17 protein-coding genes are annotated in these 15,341 nt (G+C 59.2%); 10 read left to right on the forward strand and 7 right to left on the reverse strand.

Features of this window, described 5'->3' with window-relative positions:
* The 3 genes from ACP6KB_RS26820 to ACP6KB_RS26830 are packed head-to-tail and all read left to right on the forward strand — an operon-like array spanning position 1 to position 2,329.
* Positions 1-738: a DUF484 family protein gene (locus ACP6KB_RS26820; protein WP_442110729.1), complete on the forward strand. Its 738-nt coding sequence runs from the start codon at positions 1-3 to the stop codon at positions 736-738.
* Complete coding sequence (gene xerC, locus ACP6KB_RS26825; protein WP_442110731.1) at positions 738-1,637, forward strand: tyrosine recombinase XerC; 900 nt, start codon at positions 738-740, stop codon at positions 1,635-1,637. The genes ACP6KB_RS26820 and xerC overlap by 1 nt, the downstream gene beginning before the upstream one ends.
* Complete coding sequence (locus ACP6KB_RS26830) at positions 1,634-2,329, forward strand: HAD family hydrolase (protein ID WP_442110732.1); 696 nt, start codon at positions 1,634-1,636, stop codon at positions 2,327-2,329. Before xerC ends, ACP6KB_RS26830 begins: the two co-directional genes overlap by 4 nt.
* Positions 2,330-2,538: 209 nt before the next feature.
* Here the strand turns inward: ACP6KB_RS26830 and sutA are convergent, their stop codons facing one another.
* The 3 genes from sutA to glnK all read right to left on the reverse strand — a co-directional run bounded on the left by sutA (position 2,539) and on the right by glnK (position 5,053).
* Positions 2,539-2,865 (reverse strand): transcriptional regulator SutA, encoded by a 327-nt coding sequence (sutA, locus tag ACP6KB_RS26835; protein ID WP_442110734.1) that lies wholly within the window; start codon positions 2,863-2,865, stop codon positions 2,539-2,541.
* Between the two features lie 475 nt (positions 2,866-3,340).
* Positions 3,341-4,672 carry an ammonium transporter gene (locus ACP6KB_RS26840; protein ID WP_442110736.1) on the reverse strand — a complete coding sequence of 444 codons (1,332 nt, stop codon included), beginning with the start codon at positions 4,670-4,672 and terminating at the stop codon, positions 3,341-3,343.
* 42 nt (positions 4,673-4,714) lie between these two features.
* Positions 4,715-5,053: a P-II family nitrogen regulator gene (gene glnK / locus ACP6KB_RS26845; protein ID WP_002555808.1), complete on the reverse strand. Its 339-nt coding sequence runs from the start codon at positions 5,051-5,053 to the stop codon at positions 4,715-4,717.
* Between the two features lie 371 nt (positions 5,054-5,424).
* Here glnK and ACP6KB_RS26850 point away from each other — a divergent pair, with 371 nt between their 5' ends.
* Complete coding sequence (locus ACP6KB_RS26850) at positions 5,425-5,670, forward strand: accessory factor UbiK family protein (RefSeq protein WP_442110738.1); 246 nt, start codon at positions 5,425-5,427, stop codon at positions 5,668-5,670.
* Positions 5,671-5,764: 94 nt separating this feature from the next.
* On the opposite strand, the gene ACP6KB_RS26855 is transcribed toward ACP6KB_RS26850, so the two are convergent.
* From ACP6KB_RS26855 to ACP6KB_RS26865, 3 genes are all read right to left on the reverse strand, one after another.
* Entirely contained in the window at positions 5,765-6,067 is a 303-nt protein-coding gene (locus ACP6KB_RS26855) for a DUF6124 family protein (RefSeq protein ID WP_442110740.1), read from the reverse strand.
* A gap of 415 nt (positions 6,068-6,482) precedes the next feature.
* Positions 6,483-7,769, reverse strand: coding sequence for a type II toxin-antitoxin system HipA family toxin (locus tag ACP6KB_RS26860; protein ID WP_442110742.1), 1,287 nt, complete (start codon positions 7,767-7,769; stop codon positions 6,483-6,485).
* Positions 7,759-8,007, reverse strand: coding sequence for a helix-turn-helix domain-containing protein (locus tag ACP6KB_RS26865; RefSeq protein WP_442110744.1), 249 nt, complete (start codon positions 8,005-8,007; stop codon positions 7,759-7,761). Before ACP6KB_RS26865 ends, ACP6KB_RS26860 begins: the two co-directional genes overlap by 11 nt.
* Before the next feature lie 243 nt (positions 8,008-8,250).
* Here ACP6KB_RS26865 and ACP6KB_RS26870 point away from each other — a divergent pair, with 243 nt between their 5' ends.
* The 6 genes from ACP6KB_RS26870 (at position 8,251) to ACP6KB_RS26895 (ending at position 14,013) form a co-directional block, all read left to right on the forward strand.
* Positions 8,251-9,747: a YifB family Mg chelatase-like AAA ATPase gene (locus ACP6KB_RS26870; protein ID WP_442110746.1), complete on the forward strand. Its 1,497-nt coding sequence runs from the start codon at positions 8,251-8,253 to the stop codon at positions 9,745-9,747.
* Positions 9,748-9,887: 140 nt separating this feature from the next.
* Positions 9,888-10,685, forward strand: coding sequence for a winged helix-turn-helix domain-containing protein (locus tag ACP6KB_RS26875; protein WP_442110748.1), 798 nt, complete (start codon positions 9,888-9,890; stop codon positions 10,683-10,685).
* Between the two features lie 152 nt (positions 10,686-10,837).
* On the forward strand, positions 10,838-11,161 hold the full coding sequence (locus ACP6KB_RS26880) for a hypothetical protein (RefSeq protein WP_442110750.1): 324 nt from the start codon (positions 10,838-10,840) through the stop codon (positions 11,159-11,161).
* A 123-nt stretch (positions 11,162-11,284) separates the two neighbouring features.
* A complete protein-coding gene (locus ACP6KB_RS26885) occupies positions 11,285-11,968 on the forward strand; it encodes a DUF3313 domain-containing protein (RefSeq protein ID WP_442110752.1) in 684 nt (227 codons plus the stop codon).
* Between the two features lie 43 nt (positions 11,969-12,011).
* Positions 12,012-12,512, forward strand: coding sequence for an outer membrane beta-barrel protein (locus ACP6KB_RS26890; RefSeq protein ID WP_442110754.1), 501 nt, complete (start codon positions 12,012-12,014; stop codon positions 12,510-12,512).
* Positions 12,513-12,582: 70 nt separating this feature from the next.
* Positions 12,583-14,013: a mechanosensitive ion channel domain-containing protein gene (locus ACP6KB_RS26895; protein WP_442110756.1), complete on the forward strand. Its 1,431-nt coding sequence runs from the start codon at positions 12,583-12,585 to the stop codon at positions 14,011-14,013.
* A gap of 3 nt (positions 14,014-14,016) precedes the next feature.
* On the opposite strand, the gene amaA is transcribed toward ACP6KB_RS26895, so the two are convergent.
* Entirely contained in the window at positions 14,017-15,303 is a 1,287-nt protein-coding gene (gene amaA, locus ACP6KB_RS26900) for an L-pipecolate oxidase (protein ID WP_442110758.1), read from the reverse strand.
* Between the last annotated feature and the right edge of the window lie 38 nt (positions 15,304-15,341).

Consider the following 15,341-nt stretch of genomic DNA (forward strand, 5'->3'; position numbering starts at 1 on the left):
ATGACCGATCAGCCCCAGGCTCCTGCCGAACAGCCCACCGACCTTAGCGCCGAGGGCTCGACGCCCGCCTTCGGGGCTGATGCCGTGGTGGCCTTTCTGCGCGACAACCCGACGTTCTTCGCCGAGCACGATGAACTGCTCAGCGAGTTGCACATCCCCCACCAGCGTGGCGATAGCGTTTCGCTGGTGGAGCGCCAACTCAAGCTGCTGCGCGACCGCAATATCGAGATGCGCCACCGCCTCTCGCAATTGATGGACGTGGCCCGCGACAACGACCGCTTGTTCGATAAAACCCGCCGCCTGATTCTCGACCTGCTCGATGCCGACAGCCTGGAAACCGTGGTCATGGCCGTTGAAGACAGCCTGCGCCAGGAATTCAAGGTGCCCTTCGTGAGCCTGATCCTGTTCGGCGACAGCGCCGCGCCAGTGGGGCGTTGGGTCAACAGCGCCGACGCCCAGCAAGCCATCGGTGGCCTGCTGTGCAGCGGTAAAACCGTCAGCGGCAACCTGCGCGAGCATGAACTGGACTTCCTGTTTGGCGAAGACCAGCGCAAGGAAGTCGGCTCTACCGCCGTTGCCACCCTGAACCATCAAGGCCTGCATGGCGTACTGGCGATCGCCAGCCGAGACCCGCAGCACTACAAAAGCAGCGTCGGCACCCTGTTCCTCAGCTACATCGCCGAAGTGCTCGGCCGCGTGGTGCCACGCTTTACCCAGACCTTGCGCCCGGTGCGCTGATGGAACGCCAGCTACAGGCTTTCTGCGCGCATCTGCGCAATGAACGCCAGGTATCCGAACATACCCAGCTGGCCTACCGCCGCGACCTCGACAACGTGTTGGCCTACTGCAGCAAAGCCGGAATCGACAGCTGGAATGCCCTGCAGATCCAGCACCTGCGCCAGTTCATCGCCCGTCAGCACCATCAGGGCCAGTCATCGCGCAGCCTGGCCCGCCTGCTCTCGGCGGTGCGCGGCTTCTACCGCTACCTCAACCGCGAAGGCCTGTGCAGCCACGACCCGGCCAACGGCCTGTCAGCGCCCAAAGGCGAACGGCGGCTGCCGAAAACCCTCGACACCGACCGTGCCCTGCAACTGCTCGACGGCGCCGTGGAAGATGACTTCCTCGCCCGCCGCGACCAGGCCATGCTCGAGCTGTTCTACTCCTCGGGCTTGCGCCTGTCGGAGCTGACCAGCCTCAACACCGACCAGCTCGACTTGCCCGCAGGGCTGGTGCAAGTCCACGGCAAGGGCAGCAAGACCCGCGTCCTGCCGGTCGGCCGCAAGGCACGCGAAGCCCTGGAGCAATGGCTGGCCCTGCGCGGCATCAGCGCGCCACAAGACAACGCCGTGTTCGTCAGCCGCCAGGGCCGCCGTCTTGGCCCCCGGGCTATCCAGGTGCGCGTACAGGCTGCCGGCGAGCGCGAACTCGGCCAGAACCTGCACCCGCACATGCTGCGGCACTCGTTTGCCAGCCACTTGCTCGAGTCGTCGCAAGACCTGCGCGCCGTGCAAGAGATGCTTGGCCATGCCGACATTGCCACCACACAGATCTACACTCACCTTGATTTCCAGCATTTGGCCGCCGTCTATGACAGCGCCCATCCGCGGGCCAAACGCAGCAAGGGCAGCGACTCATGAGCATCGAGCTGATCACTTTCGACCTCGACGACACCCTCTGGGATACCGCACCGGTCATCCTCAGCGCCGAGGCCGTTCTCAGGGACTGGCTAGCCGCCAATGCTCCCGACCTGGGCGCAGTGCCGGTTGAGCACCTGTACAGCATCCGCGAGCGCCTGGTCGCGGCCGAGCCAGGGCTCAAACACCGCATCAGCGCCTTGCGCCGCCGCGTGCTGTTCCATGCCCTGGAGGATGTTGGCTACAGCGAAAACAAAGCCCGTGAGCTGGCCAACGAAGGCTTCGAAGTGTTCCTTCACGCCCGCCATCAGGTCGATATTTTCCCGGAAGTGCAGCCAGTGCTGGAGATCCTCCGTCACCACTACACCCTGGGCGTGGTCACCAATGGCAATGCCGATGTGCGTCGCCTGGGGCTGGCCGACTACTTCAAATTTGCCCTGTGCGCCGAAGACGTCGGCATTGGCAAACCGGACCCGAAACCCTTCCTTGAAGCGTTGCGCCAAGGCCAGGTCGAGGCGCACGCCGCCGTGCATATCGGCGACCACCCCGGTGACGACATCGCCGGAGCCCAGCGCGCAGGCCTGCGGGCGATCTGGTTCAATCCCCAGGGCAAGACCTGGGATGCCGACAGCCGTCCTGACGCTGAGATCCAGCGCCTTTCGCAGTTGCCTGAGCTGCTCAATAGCTGGCGCTGAAACCCCCGGTGGGAGCAACTGTTTTGCACTACCTGTGGGAGCGGCGGTGCGGCGACCCGACTTGCCCCGCGAACACGGGCGAAGCCCGTGCCATTCACCGCAGTGCCTGCTTCGCGGGGCAAGCCCGCTCCCACAGCTCCGCTGTTCAGCTACACGACACCCACAAAAAAGCCCGCAGCGACGGCGGGCTTTCTTGTTGACGAAACCACTCAGATAGGGCGGCTACCGTACTTGTTGTCAGGCTTCTTGGGCGGATCGGCGACCACGTTGGCCTCCACTTCCTGCACCTTGCCACCACGGGCCAGGAACTCTTCCATCGCCTTGGCCAGAGCGTCACGCTCTTTCTGCTTGGCTTCCATGCTCGGCATTTCATCGACCGAGACCGCAGCCGACTTGGACTTGCCTTTGGCAGCAGGTGTCGGGCTGTCGTCGCCGCTGTCGTCAGTTACATCATCAGCTGCCGCTTCGAGGCCTTCATCACCTTCGTCTTCGTCGCCTACTTCGAGGTCGTCATTTTCCAGATCGTCGTCGCTCATGTTCTACCTCATGACTTGCGAAAAGCAGATTAGTTTTGAACCAGCAGCGCCGGGAATCGGCAGCCACCGGAAAAATTCACAGGGTCGCGGGTTTGCCGCCACCTCAGGCGTGCGCCATGGCATATGCCGCGCGCCGTGCAAGCCCCGCTCTTGGCAGGGCCTGACGAAATTAAAGAGCTGCCGACAGAACATCCGTCGGCCTACCCCGGCGTGATCGGCCTGCTCATTGGCAAGCCTAGCAAAGGGTAGCGAAGTTTGCGGACAGCTTGTCAGCTCCCTTCGGCGCGCATTCTAGCGTGCTGGGAAAAAAAACAAAGCGTCTAACCATCACTCTGAGCTGTAAGTTTTCTGCCTGTGGGAAGCCAGCAAAAATAGCAATGGCAAAAGCGCCGCAAGAAACCGTTTGCGCTGTGCAAAAGCGCCAAATCGCAGGCAAAAAAAATGCCCGGCAAGCCGGGCAAATTTTCGAGCCGAGTTACAGGTTGTAGCCACGCTCGTTGTGTTGCGCCAGGTCGAGACCGACCGACTCTTCTTCTTCGTTAACCCGCAGGCCCATCACCAGGTCCAGCACCTTGAGGATCACGTAGGTGACGATCGCGGTGTAGATCACGGTAAAACCAACGCCTTTGGCCTGAATCCAGACTTGCGCGCCGATGTCCTCGACGGTGCCGAAGCCACCCAGTGCAGGGGCTGCGAACACACCGGTAAGGATGGCACCGACGATACCGCCAACACCGTGCACGCCGAAGGCGTCCAGAGAGTCGTCGTAACCGAGCTTGCGCTTGAGGCTGGTGGCGCAGAGGAAGCAGACCACACCAGACACCAGGCCGATCACCAGAGCCCCCATCGGGCCAGCGGTACCCGCAGCCGGGGTAATGGCGACCAGGCCGGCAACCACACCAGAGGCAATGCCCAGCGCGCTTGGTTTACCGTGGGTCAGCCATTCAGCGAACATCCAGCCCAGGGCAGCCGCAGCGGTGGCGATTTGAGTCACCAGCATGGCCATGCCTGCAGTACCGTTCGCCGCAGCGGCAGAACCTGCGTTGAAGCCGAACCAGCCGATCCACAGCATGGCCGCACCCATCAAGGTGTAACCCAGGTTGTGCGGCGCCATCGGCGTGGTCGGGAAGCCTTTACGCTTGCCCAGCACCAGGCAGGCTACCAAGCCGGCGATACCGGCGTTGATGTGCACCACGGTGCCGCCAGCGAAGTCCAGCACGCCCCAGTCCCACATCAGGCCGCCATTGCCGGCCCAGACCATGTGCGCAATCGGTGCGTACACCAGGGTGAACCAGATGGCCATGAAGATCAGCATGGCCGAGAATTTCATACGTTCGGCAAAGGCACCGACGATCAGCGCCGGAGTGATGATCGCGAAGGTCATCTGGAAAGTAATGAAGACCGCTTCAGGGAACAACGCCGCCGGAGAAGTCAGGCTCGCAGGCGTCACGCCAGCCAGGAAGGCTTTGGACAGGCCACCAACGAAAGAATTGAAGTTAACTACACCTTGCTCCATACCCGTGGTATCGAAGGCCAGGCTGTAGCCGAAAACCACCCACAAGACGCTGATCAGGCCGGTAATCGCAAAGCACTGCATCATCACCGACAGCACGTTCTTGGAACGCACCATACCGCCATAGAACAGGGCCAGACCTGGGATGGTCATGAACAGCACCAACGCGGTGGCGGTCAACATCCAGGCGGTGTCGCCGGAGTTAAGGACGGGGGCTGCCTCCTCTGCCAGGGCCAGGCCGGGCATTACGAGGGACAAAAGGGCTCCTAGCCCTGCGAATTGACGCAGAGTCATGTTGTTATCTCCTGGGGCGTTGGGGTTTGGTGAGGCTTTTTTTTAGATCGCGTCGGTATCGGTTTCGCCGGTACGGATGCGAATCGCCTGCTCCAGATTGACTACGAAAATTTTCCCGTCACCGATCTTGCCGGTGTTGGCGGCCTTGGTAATCGCTTCAATGACCCGGTCCAGATCCTTGTCGTCGATGGCGACGTCGATCTTCACCTTGGGCAGGAAATCAACCACATACTCAGCACCGCGATACAGCTCGGTGTGGCCCTTCTGCCGACCGAAGCCTTTGACCTCAGTGACAGTAATACCCTGCACGCCGATTTCAGACAGCGACTCGCGCACGTCGTCCAACTTGAACGGCTTGATGATGGCAGTGACTAGCTTCATGAAACTCTCTCCCGAATTGGTGGACTTGCCCCAGGAAAACAAACCCGACTCAAGTCTAAGCGCAGCGCCTGGCTTTGTAACGCATCGTCGACCGAAACAGCTGGATGCCCCGCTTGCACCCTGCCTCGTCACAGTGACTGCATCAGTGCATGGGTCACGATGGTCTTTGCAGAAAGCTTGCCAGAACCGCTAAATCACCCAATTACAGGCACTTACGTTGAACGCTGGTGAGAGGCCAGTCGCCAGCACCGTCTACCTGCACAAATACGGTGCGCGGCGATTCACCGCGATGCGCAAAAAGCGTGCAGCGCAAGGCGAGTAAAACTGCGTGCTACACTGGCGCCCCACTTCGAAACAGCGGATAGCCGAACATGCTCGCGCCCAAAGCCTTTCTCGACGCCCTGAGCGACCAAGCCTCGCGCCTGTTCAGCGGCGACACCTCGCAGCCACGCGCCGAACTGGAAAGCCAGCTCAAAGCCCTGCTGCAAAGTGGATTCAGCAAACTGGAGCTGGTCAGCCGGGAAGAGTTCGACAGCCAGATGGTGGTCCTTGCCCGCACCCGTGCGCGCCTTGAAGCCCTTGAGGCCAAAGTTGCCGAAATGGAAGCACGCCTCTAAGCGTAGGAGCGGGCTTGCCCCGCGATTGCGGTCGTTCAGACACATCGCTTCGCGGGGCAAGCCCGCTCCCACAAACAGGCGATTGCCTGCATCCTCAGCCGGGCAAACGCTGTAGCTCAATCCCGTCGATCAACGAATCGATCAACGCCCGCGCCAGCTCAACAGAATGCTGGACCGACCAGGCATAACTCCGCCCTGGCTCACCCACGTACTGCACAACCTGTTCGACATTGACGCTGGCGCATCTGAGATAGAGCGATGCGTGCACCAGCGCGTCTTCAGCGCTGACACCCGTACACACAGAAAACAACGGCAGATGCTCGGGGCAACTGGCGACAGGCCTTTCGACCGTTGTGACAAATGGCAGGTCGGGCGGATCGGGAACAGACTTTTTCATCAGGCAACTCCTATGCATGTGGAGCTACCACCGCTCGCTGCGAAACGAATGGGTGGCAGCTGTACGCGGGTTCGCAGACCGGGCATAGGAACCGGCGCACCCGAAGGTGCCCCACGCACAGCCGCCATTAACCTGTTGCAGGAAAATGGGGCTCTACTACGCCTGGACTGCGACATCCGGTCGTTGAATTGGCAACGACAGTCGCAGGGTAGGCAGGCACCTGAGTGGGCGCAATAGAGCAGCGGCGCCGGCAGTATGATTCAGAAGCGTCTGACAGAAAACCACTACAAACTGTAGGAGCGGCGGTGCGGCGACCCGACTTGCCCCGCGATGTGATGTGCCTGGATGATCATCCTCACGGGCCACCCCGTTGGCACTCGGCCTAAGGCTTCCTAACGAAGCCTTAGGTACTTACCTACTGGGACCCTTCTCTGGGTGAGGCTGGTTTTTGTGCCTCGCCCATGTCAATGACCTTAGCCCGCCTCTCCGACATCAGGCTACGAGTCACGCCAGCATTCCAGGCATCCAGCATCTTGGTACCGATTAACTCGAATTGAGGGTTGCTCTCAATGTACTCAACCATTTCTTTTCGGGCATCGCTGATGCCATCGGCGATTTCTTGCAGGATTTGTCCAACAGCTCGCTCAGTAAACCCACACATCACGCGTCCAAACTGGGCCAACCTCTTATGCTTCGGGAAAGCCTTACTCCCCTCCATCATCAGCGCCATCATGTCCTGCGGGTTGTAGGGAGTTGTGGTAACGATGTCATAAGCAGGAGCCAGCTTAATCACGGCATCATCACCGGTGTTGTTATACAGTAGCGCGAAATTTTTCAGGTGGGCGTCACCACCTCTCACCGCCGCCGATAGCGCCACGCACCGAAAGTACTGGAGCAACGACTCCTGGACCAGTGACGGCTCGACCATCAGTTTTATCTGTCGCGCCCCCCCCTCATAGCTACCATCGTACTTACGCTTGGCTCCCCAGCCATTGAGCACGCAGAAGTCCTCAAGGCCCAGATAACCCTGATCGTCGATATCGAACCGCTCAACAATTAGAAACTTACCGCCACTGCTCAACTGGAATTTCGGCACAGCCAGACCAGCCAGCTCAGCTGCTCTCATGCAAAAGAACTCATTTGCTGCCAGCTCAGGGTAGTCTTCAGCACGCCAGGCTTTGACGATGTGCGTTGCTCCCCTGTGGGTAACCCGATCGAAATCATCTGCCCCTTCGTCCCGCACCAGTACCTTCGGCTGCACCCCGGAGACACCAGAGTACTTGGCATATGTGGTCAGCAGATCTTCGAACAATCCGTGCGCGCCGTCATAGACAAGTAGCTCATTGATCGAGGTCCCCGGCATCGAGCCATCGGACTGCCCTCCCACGATTACCCGACCCAACTGGTGGGGACCAACAATGCTGAGCAGATCCAGGTCATCAAAGCCACGGATGACCTTTGAAAACATCTGCTGCAAACGGCTTCTGAGATAGCCTTCAGGCAAGTTCATCTCGAAGATGGGATGCAACCCTTGCTCCCAAAGGTAATCATCTCGGCGGACAGGCATCGTCAACGACACGGCTTGGCTGTCGTCCGCTGATTGGCGGTACCTGAACGAGGTAGCTCCAGGTGCAGAGTCAGCTCGGGCTAAATCGCCAATGGACTCACCACGTACGGCTACATTCAGAGCATCACTGCCCATGGAAGTTTGTCTCCTTCAACTGATCGAGCGTTGGCCTGCGGCGCTGAGCAACAGCGGCCAAGGTGTACCCAAACACGTTCAAGATCGCTTCTACCTTGCGAATCCCGATCTCTGCCACAGTGTTGTTCTCAATGCTGGAGATCGTTGAGCGGCTCATACCCAACTGGCTTGCCAGATCTGATTGGGAAAGGCCCTTTTCTTTGCGCAGACGCTTAATGGTCAGCCCTATGGATTCCATAATTGCACCGTATACAAGACACTCTGCGCTAAAGATTAGCACTTGACTCATATATGATGCATTTTTCAGTTTTCGATAAGGATCACCTCCTTATGAGCGACCCTGTGCATCGCATCGCGGGGCAAGCCCCACCGAAGGGGTGTGTTGTAAAAACCTGACTCACTCTTCCCTGCCCTCGCCCTGAACGCACCACTATGCTTTGAATGCCGCAGGACGCGGCCCCGCACAGAACACGGAGCGTTCATGTCCCTCGCCTTAGTCCATAGCCGCGCGCAGGTCGGTGTTTCGGCCCCGGCTGTCAGTGTCGAAGCCCATTTGGCCAATGGCCTGCCCGCCCTCACGCTGGTGGGCCTGCCTGAAGCCACGGTCAAGGAAAGCAAAGACCGGGTCCGCAGCGCGATTCTCAATTCAGGCCTGGAGTTTCCCGCGAGGCGTATCACCCTCAACCTGGCACCCGCCGATTTACCCAAAGACGGCGGGCGCTTCGATCTGGCTGTCGCCTTGGGCATTCTTGCGGCCAATGCGCAGTTCCCGTTCAAAGTACTGGAAGACATCGAATGCCTGGGTGAACTGGCCCTGTCGGGCGCGATACGCCCCGTTCAGGGTGTGCTGCCGGCCGCTCTGGCCGCGCGGGAAGCCGGGCGGGCATTGGTGGTGCCGAAGGAGAACGCTGAAGAAGCGTGCCTGGCCTCGGGGCTGGTGGTGTACGCGGTTGGCCATTTGCTGGAGCTGATAGGCCATTTCAACGGCCAGGCGCCAATCACGCCCTACAACGCCAACGGCCTGGTATTACAGGTAAGGCCCTACCCCGATCTCAATGAAGTTCAGGGGCAGGTGGCGGCCAAACGTGCGCTACTGGTCGCTGCAGCAGGCGCCCATAATCTGCTTTTCAGCGGCCCTCCAGGCACCGGCAAAACCTTACTCGCCAGCCGCCTGCCCGGCCTGCTGCCACCGCTTGATGAGCGCGAGGCATTGGAGGTGGCTGCGATTCAGTCCGTTGCCAGCCATGTGCCCTTGAGCAGTTGGCCGCAACGCCCGTTCCGGCATCCTCATCATTCGGCCTCTGGTGCTGCGCTGGTGGGCGGTGGCAGTCGCCCGCAACCCGGTGAAATTACCCTGGCTCACCATGGCGTGCTGTTTCTTGATGAATTGCCGGAGTTTGAACGGCGGGTGTTGGAGGTGCTGCGCGAGCCACTGGAGTCTGGCGAAATCGTCATTGCCCGGGCCAAAGACAAGATCCGCTTTCCGGCACGCTTCCAATTGGTTGCGGCCATGAACCCCTGCCCCTGTGGATATCTTGGCGACCCAACCGGACGCTGCCGATGCGGCAGCGATCAGATCCAGCGCTACCGCAACAAACTGTCCGGCCCGCTGCTCGATCGCATTGACCTGCACCTGACCGTCGCCCGTGAAGCAACGGCGTTATGCCCGACCGACCAGCAGGGCGACAGCAGTGCCACCGTCGCAACGCACGTTGCCACTGCCAGAGCGCTGCAACAACAACGCCAGGGCTGCGCCAATGCGTTTCTGGATTTACCGGGTTTGCGCCAGTACTGCGAGTTATCCACAGCCGACCAGCACTGGCTGGAAAGCGCCTGCGAACGCCTCACGTTGTCGCTGCGGGCTGCACACCGTTTGCTGAAGGTAGCCCGCACGCTAGCCGATCTTGAACACGTCGAACGCATTGGCAGAGCGCACCTTGCCGAGGCACTGCAGTACCGCCCGACAACTACGCACTGAGCATTTATTTCAACATTGAAATATATATAGCCCAATAGTCTATTTATACATTAAGGCCAGGGCAAGCACATTCCATCGACTTGCTTCATTGATGGCGAGCCTTATAATAGCGGCTAATTCCACAACACGCGTACTGTTGGATGATCTACCAATTTCGACTAAAAAACAGCGAGCTTGTGGAGTTTAATTCCGAACACTGCAAGATAATCATTCACAGAATTCATGGCGCCACCGAGGAGCTCACGCTCGCCCGCGCCGAGTCTCGCATTCTTGAACTTTTGCTGATGGACGCAGGGGCCATCTGTTCACGCGAGGCCATTCTGGAGTTTGCCTGGGATGACCGCGTTGTCTCGGCAGGTAGCCTGAACCAGTCGATTTTCATGCTGAGAAACATTCTCGGCGACGGCAAGGATCACGAGATCGTGATCACCGTGCCGCGCCGGGGTTACCGTTTCAACAGCGATTATGTTGTGTCTCAAGCCGAGGCCGACGCCGAGCAAGCGCCAGCACAACCCGCTCCTGAGCCCAGCGCCCCACCCGCTGCGGTAATCGACGCCGCACCTGCAAAAAAAGCCTCCTTGGGAATTGCCGTACGGCTCGGTTATATGGCTGCAGCCCTATTCGCTATCTTTTCAATTTGGCGCTTGTATGTATGGTACGAGCCAGTCAGTGAATTAAATATTGCCGTTATTCAGCATGGCGAACTTTCAATCTCGGCAGTAGGCAAAAGCCAAACAGCCGTTGATGCGCTCAAGTCAGAAGTGCTGAGTTTAAACATGAGCGAAGAAAACTTGAACGGTCAGATTTTTATCAGCCGAACAGGCTCGCGCATTAACCTGTCCTGTATTAGAAAAACGGGGAAAACTTACAACCTCGAATTCCAAGTCAAGGACGAAGCCCTTACCAACATGTTGAAAAAGTGCGTGAGCGGTGAATGATGATTAACAATAAATCCGCACGACGGCACTGGCTAATTATCGCTGCAGTTTTTTCGATCTGCCTGGCATTGCTGTTAATAACCCTGCCTCGCCCTTACGCGAACAGCCAGCCTTATCGGTCGGAGGGGCGCAATTACATCGGGCAGGAAATCATGGAGTCCAAAGAGGCACTGACCATCAGCGAGCCAAGCGCTGTGATCAGTGTGCTGGAGCGCCTGGGCGATAAAGAACGCCACGTTGCCGTGGGTGCATCGCTGGTAGACATTTCGCACAGTCGTATAAAGATCAAGGTCGAAGATCTTCAGGCCAGCACGCACACCGAGCTGTTCGACGTCAGCCGCCATTCAGAGCTGCTGTTTGCCCGGCAATACTTCAGGCTTGGCTCTATTCTCAGCCTGGTAGTAATCCCTACCAATAGTGAGGCTTTGTGCTACTACTTTCTTGAACTTGATCGCATGCGCTGCATGAACAAGTGACAGCAACCGCAGCCGACGTGCGTTTGCGGGCATAAATAACGATTTTTGATTCCTGTTTTCCCCACTCACCGGCCAGAGTGGGGATACGCCGCTCACCTCTATGTGACGCCAACAGGAACGTACATGCCGCTTAAAAAACTCTGCATTTTTCTCTTCCCGATGAGCCTGTTTGGTTGCTCGATGGCTCCCAGCATCGACACCACCATGCCAGCCGAGACGCAACCCAAAGCAACACAGCAGGTGATTGAACACAGTGACGGCAGTGTTGCCTGGAAAAAGTCCGCCGCACCTTTGTCACAGAATCATGACAAAACAATATTCATCAACTTGCCTAAAACGTTTTCCTTCGACAGTAAGGATCCACGCTTTGCCCAGTTTGCTGGCGATGCAAATAAGCTGCGCCAACACTTCCGCAGCCAGTTGGAAAAACAACTGACCACTGCAGGTTATCGCCTGGTCGATAAACCCGCCGCCAAGGCGCTGTCGCTGAATGTATCGATTGCCGATATTGAACGCGCACCGCGTGATCCGAATGTCACCGAATACATCCCCATCGGCATGCTGGTTGGCCTCTCGCTGCACGCCACCGGTATTCGCGACGAAACCCTGTACCTGTTCGTACAAAGCGAAGTCCGCGACAGCCTCAGCGGCGAAACCCTCAGCCACGCGGTAGACCGCGCCACCGGCAAGAACATTGGCCAAGACCAGGGGCCTGCCATCGAGGATCTCTACCCCGCCATGGACAGCGCCGCGCAGCTGATCCGTGAACGCCTGGACCGGGAATTTCAACGCAAGGGATCGGCTTGATCCCTCCCGCCTGCCTCATTGACCACACCTCGTTGGAGAAACGATGAACGTTGCAAAACAGCTTGTAGCTGCCTTCTGTGTATTCACCTCGCTGAACGTCATGGCCGATGACCGTGGCCTTTACCTGGGTGGCGGTGTCACCCGCGTGGAGGCCGACGAACACCAGCTCAGTGATGACGACACCGCCTACAAGGCGTTTGTCGGCTACCGCCTCAACCCTTACCTGGCCGTAGAAGGTGCCTGGGTAGACCTGGGCGATCTCGGCGGTAAATACGGCAGCTTCGACGGTCACTCCGTGCAGGCCGCCGCCCATCTGGGCTTTCCGATCGGTCAGCGTATTCGCCTGTTCGCCAGTGCCGGGGTGCATGCCTGGGATGCTGACAAAGATGTCGCTGGCGACAGCAGCGATCTGGACATGACCTACGGCCTCGGTGTCGAGATGGATGTACTGCGCAACGTTGGCGTGCGTCTGGAGCAGGAAGTACTGAAAGTCGGCGATATCGATCTGGACCAGACCAGCGCCAGCGTCTATGTGATGTTCTAAGCCCACAGGGCAGTAGTAATTGCCCACAACCTGCTCTTTACTAGCAGCAGTCCACCGCCGCGAGACCGGTATGATTGCGCTAATCCAGAGTTATCCACTGCTGATCGGCATTCTGCTGATCGTACTCGACATGCTGCTCTGGCATTTCATTCCGGTGCAGCGGCGGGCCCTGCGTATCGGCCTGCGCCTGGGCATGTTCCTGGTGTTTACCTGGGTGCTGATCAGCAGCGGTGTCAGCCCGCTGCAACCGGCACCGTGGGCCGATGACCTGGCGCGCAATCTGCTGGCTACGGTGCTGGGCATCGGTTGGTGGTTATTCGCGGCGCGCACCATGACCGTGGTGCTCGGCGTGATCCTGGTGTCACGCAGCAGCCATACCGGGCGCCTGTTGCAGGATGTACTAGGGGCGGTGATTTTCCTCATCGCCATTGTTGCTGCAGCGGCTTATGTGCTGCAGCTACCCGTCAAAGGACTATTGGCCACTTCCGGGGTGATGGCCATTGTCATCGGCCTGGCGTTGCAGAGCACGCTCAGTGACGTGTTTTCCGGGATCGTCCTCAACACCACTCGCCCCTACCAGATTGGCGACTCGATCAGCATCGACGGCACCGAAGGCAAGGTCATCGACATCGACTGGCGTGCCACCCGATTGCTCACTGGCAACGGTAGCCTGGCGGTGATTCCCAACTCGGTGGCGGCCAAGGCCAAGCTGCTCAATTTCAGCCAGCCCAACGATGTGCATGGGGTATCGATCAGCGTCGTGGTGCCCGCCAAAGTACGCCCCCGGCGTGTGTTGGATGCACTGGAAAAAACCCTGCAAGGCACCCGCTCCCTGCTGAGCTCGCCAGCGCCGAAAGTGATCATCAAGAGTGCTAGCCTGGAGTCGGTGGAATACGAAGCGAGTGGCTTTGTCAGTGCCATGAGCCAGAAAACCGAAGTGCGTAACCACATGTTCGACCTCGCCCACCGCCATCTGGAAGCAGCCGGCGTGGTGTGGAATGCCGACACCCTGACCCCGCACGCCTGGAGCCGCCAACGCGCACTGCTTGAAGATGTGCGGATCTTCCGCTCGCTGAGCAGTGAAGAGAAAGACAGCCTCAGCCAACGCATGACCGCTGTCGAATACCTGGCCGATCAGGTGATCCTTGGCGTAGGCGACAGTTCAGACTATCTGCTGGTGATCGGCACCGGAGTGGTTTCGGCGGGCATCCGCGATGGTGACAAGCAAATCGAGGCGGGCCGCATGGGACCGGGTGAGGTGCTGGGTGTGGAAGGGTTGCTGGAATCAGAAGACTCCAACGCCGAGTTCCGCACCCTCACCAGTTGCGTCCTCTACCGCATCGACAAAGCCGAAGTGCGCAGCTGCCTGGAACAACGTGCCGAGGTGAAAACGGCATTGATCAAGCTGCAACGCTTCCGCCAGCAAAACCGCCAGTCGTTACTGGAGCAGAAACCGGCAGCCATCAAGAAAGGCGGCTTTCTCAGCTGGCTGCACAAGTAACGATCAGAGCACCACGCGCAAGCATTGCCCGGCGTGATACAGCGAGAAGCCGGTTTCGTAGAAGCCGGTGCGCAGCGCCGGTGCCGACACGGGTTTCATGGCCGAGAACGGGATTGGCAAAGCGTCCGGATTGTCCTGCAGCAGGAACTGGGCAAAGGCCTTGCCGATAACCGTGCCGGTGGTGTTGCCACGGCCGTTGTAGCCCGTCACGGCAACCAGGCCCGGAGCCGGTTCGAACAGGCGCATGAGGTGATCGGGGGTGAAGTCGATGCAGCCGGTCCAGTGCATTTCCCACTCAACCTTGCCCAACTGCGGGAAGTAGTGATTCTGGATGCGGTCGGCCCAACTGCGGATGAACCAGCTGGGTTTGTTATCCACACGCCCGAGACTACCGAGCAACAGACGGCCCTCATCATCACGACGAATGCTGCTCAGCACCGTGCGGGTATCCCACGAGCCCTGGCCGTGTTTGAGCACGTTGTCAGCGGCAGCGCCGTGCAGCGGTGTGGAGGCAACCTGGTAGTAGTAACCGCGGAAGAAATGCTTTTGCAGGGTGGTCCAGTCGCCTTCGGTGTAAGCACCGGTGGAGATCACCACCTTGTCGGCCGTCACCGCGCCGTTGGCGGTTTTCACCCGCCAGCTGCGACCTTCGCGCTCCAGCCCTTCGACGGCTGATTGCTGAAAAATCTGCCCACCCAGGCGGCTGACAGCTGCGGCCAGGCCTTGGGTATAAGCCATGGGATTGATGGTGCCAGCGCGGCGATCGAGCAGCGCGGCGGAAATCTTGTCGGTACCGCAATACTCCTCACAGCGCGCGCCGGTCAAAAGCTCAACGTCTGCACCGCGACGGCTCCATTGCTGATGCCGTGCTTCGAGATCGGCAACACCCGTGGCGTTGTGCGCCATGTGCAGGGTGCCGCGGTTGTGTGCCTGGCAATCGATACCCAAGCGTTCGATGGTGGCAAAGACTTCAGCCGGGGCTTCGCCCAATACCTTGTTCAGGCGGCTACCTTGCTGTTGCCCCAGGGTGGCCTCGACGTCATCGGGGCGAATCCAGGTACCGGCGTTGACCAACCCGACGTTGCGCCCGGAACCGCCGTGGCCGATTTTCCAGGCCTCAAGCAACACCACCGACTTGCCCGCTTCCAACAAATGCAGGGCTGCGCTGAGGCCGGTAATACCACCGCCGATCACACAGACATCGGCCTTGAGTTCGCTGGTCAGCTTGTTGAGCGGCGCAGCTTGCTTGGTTACGTGTTCCCACAAACAGTGTTGGCGCAGCTCTGGCATGGCCGGTTTCCTTGATTGTTCTTATTGTCCGTAGGAGC

This window comes from Pseudomonas sp. NUPR-001 (assembly GCF_052147955.1).
In the GTDB taxonomy this organism is placed as follows: Bacteria; Pseudomonadota; Gammaproteobacteria; order Pseudomonadales; family Pseudomonadaceae; genus Aquipseudomonas.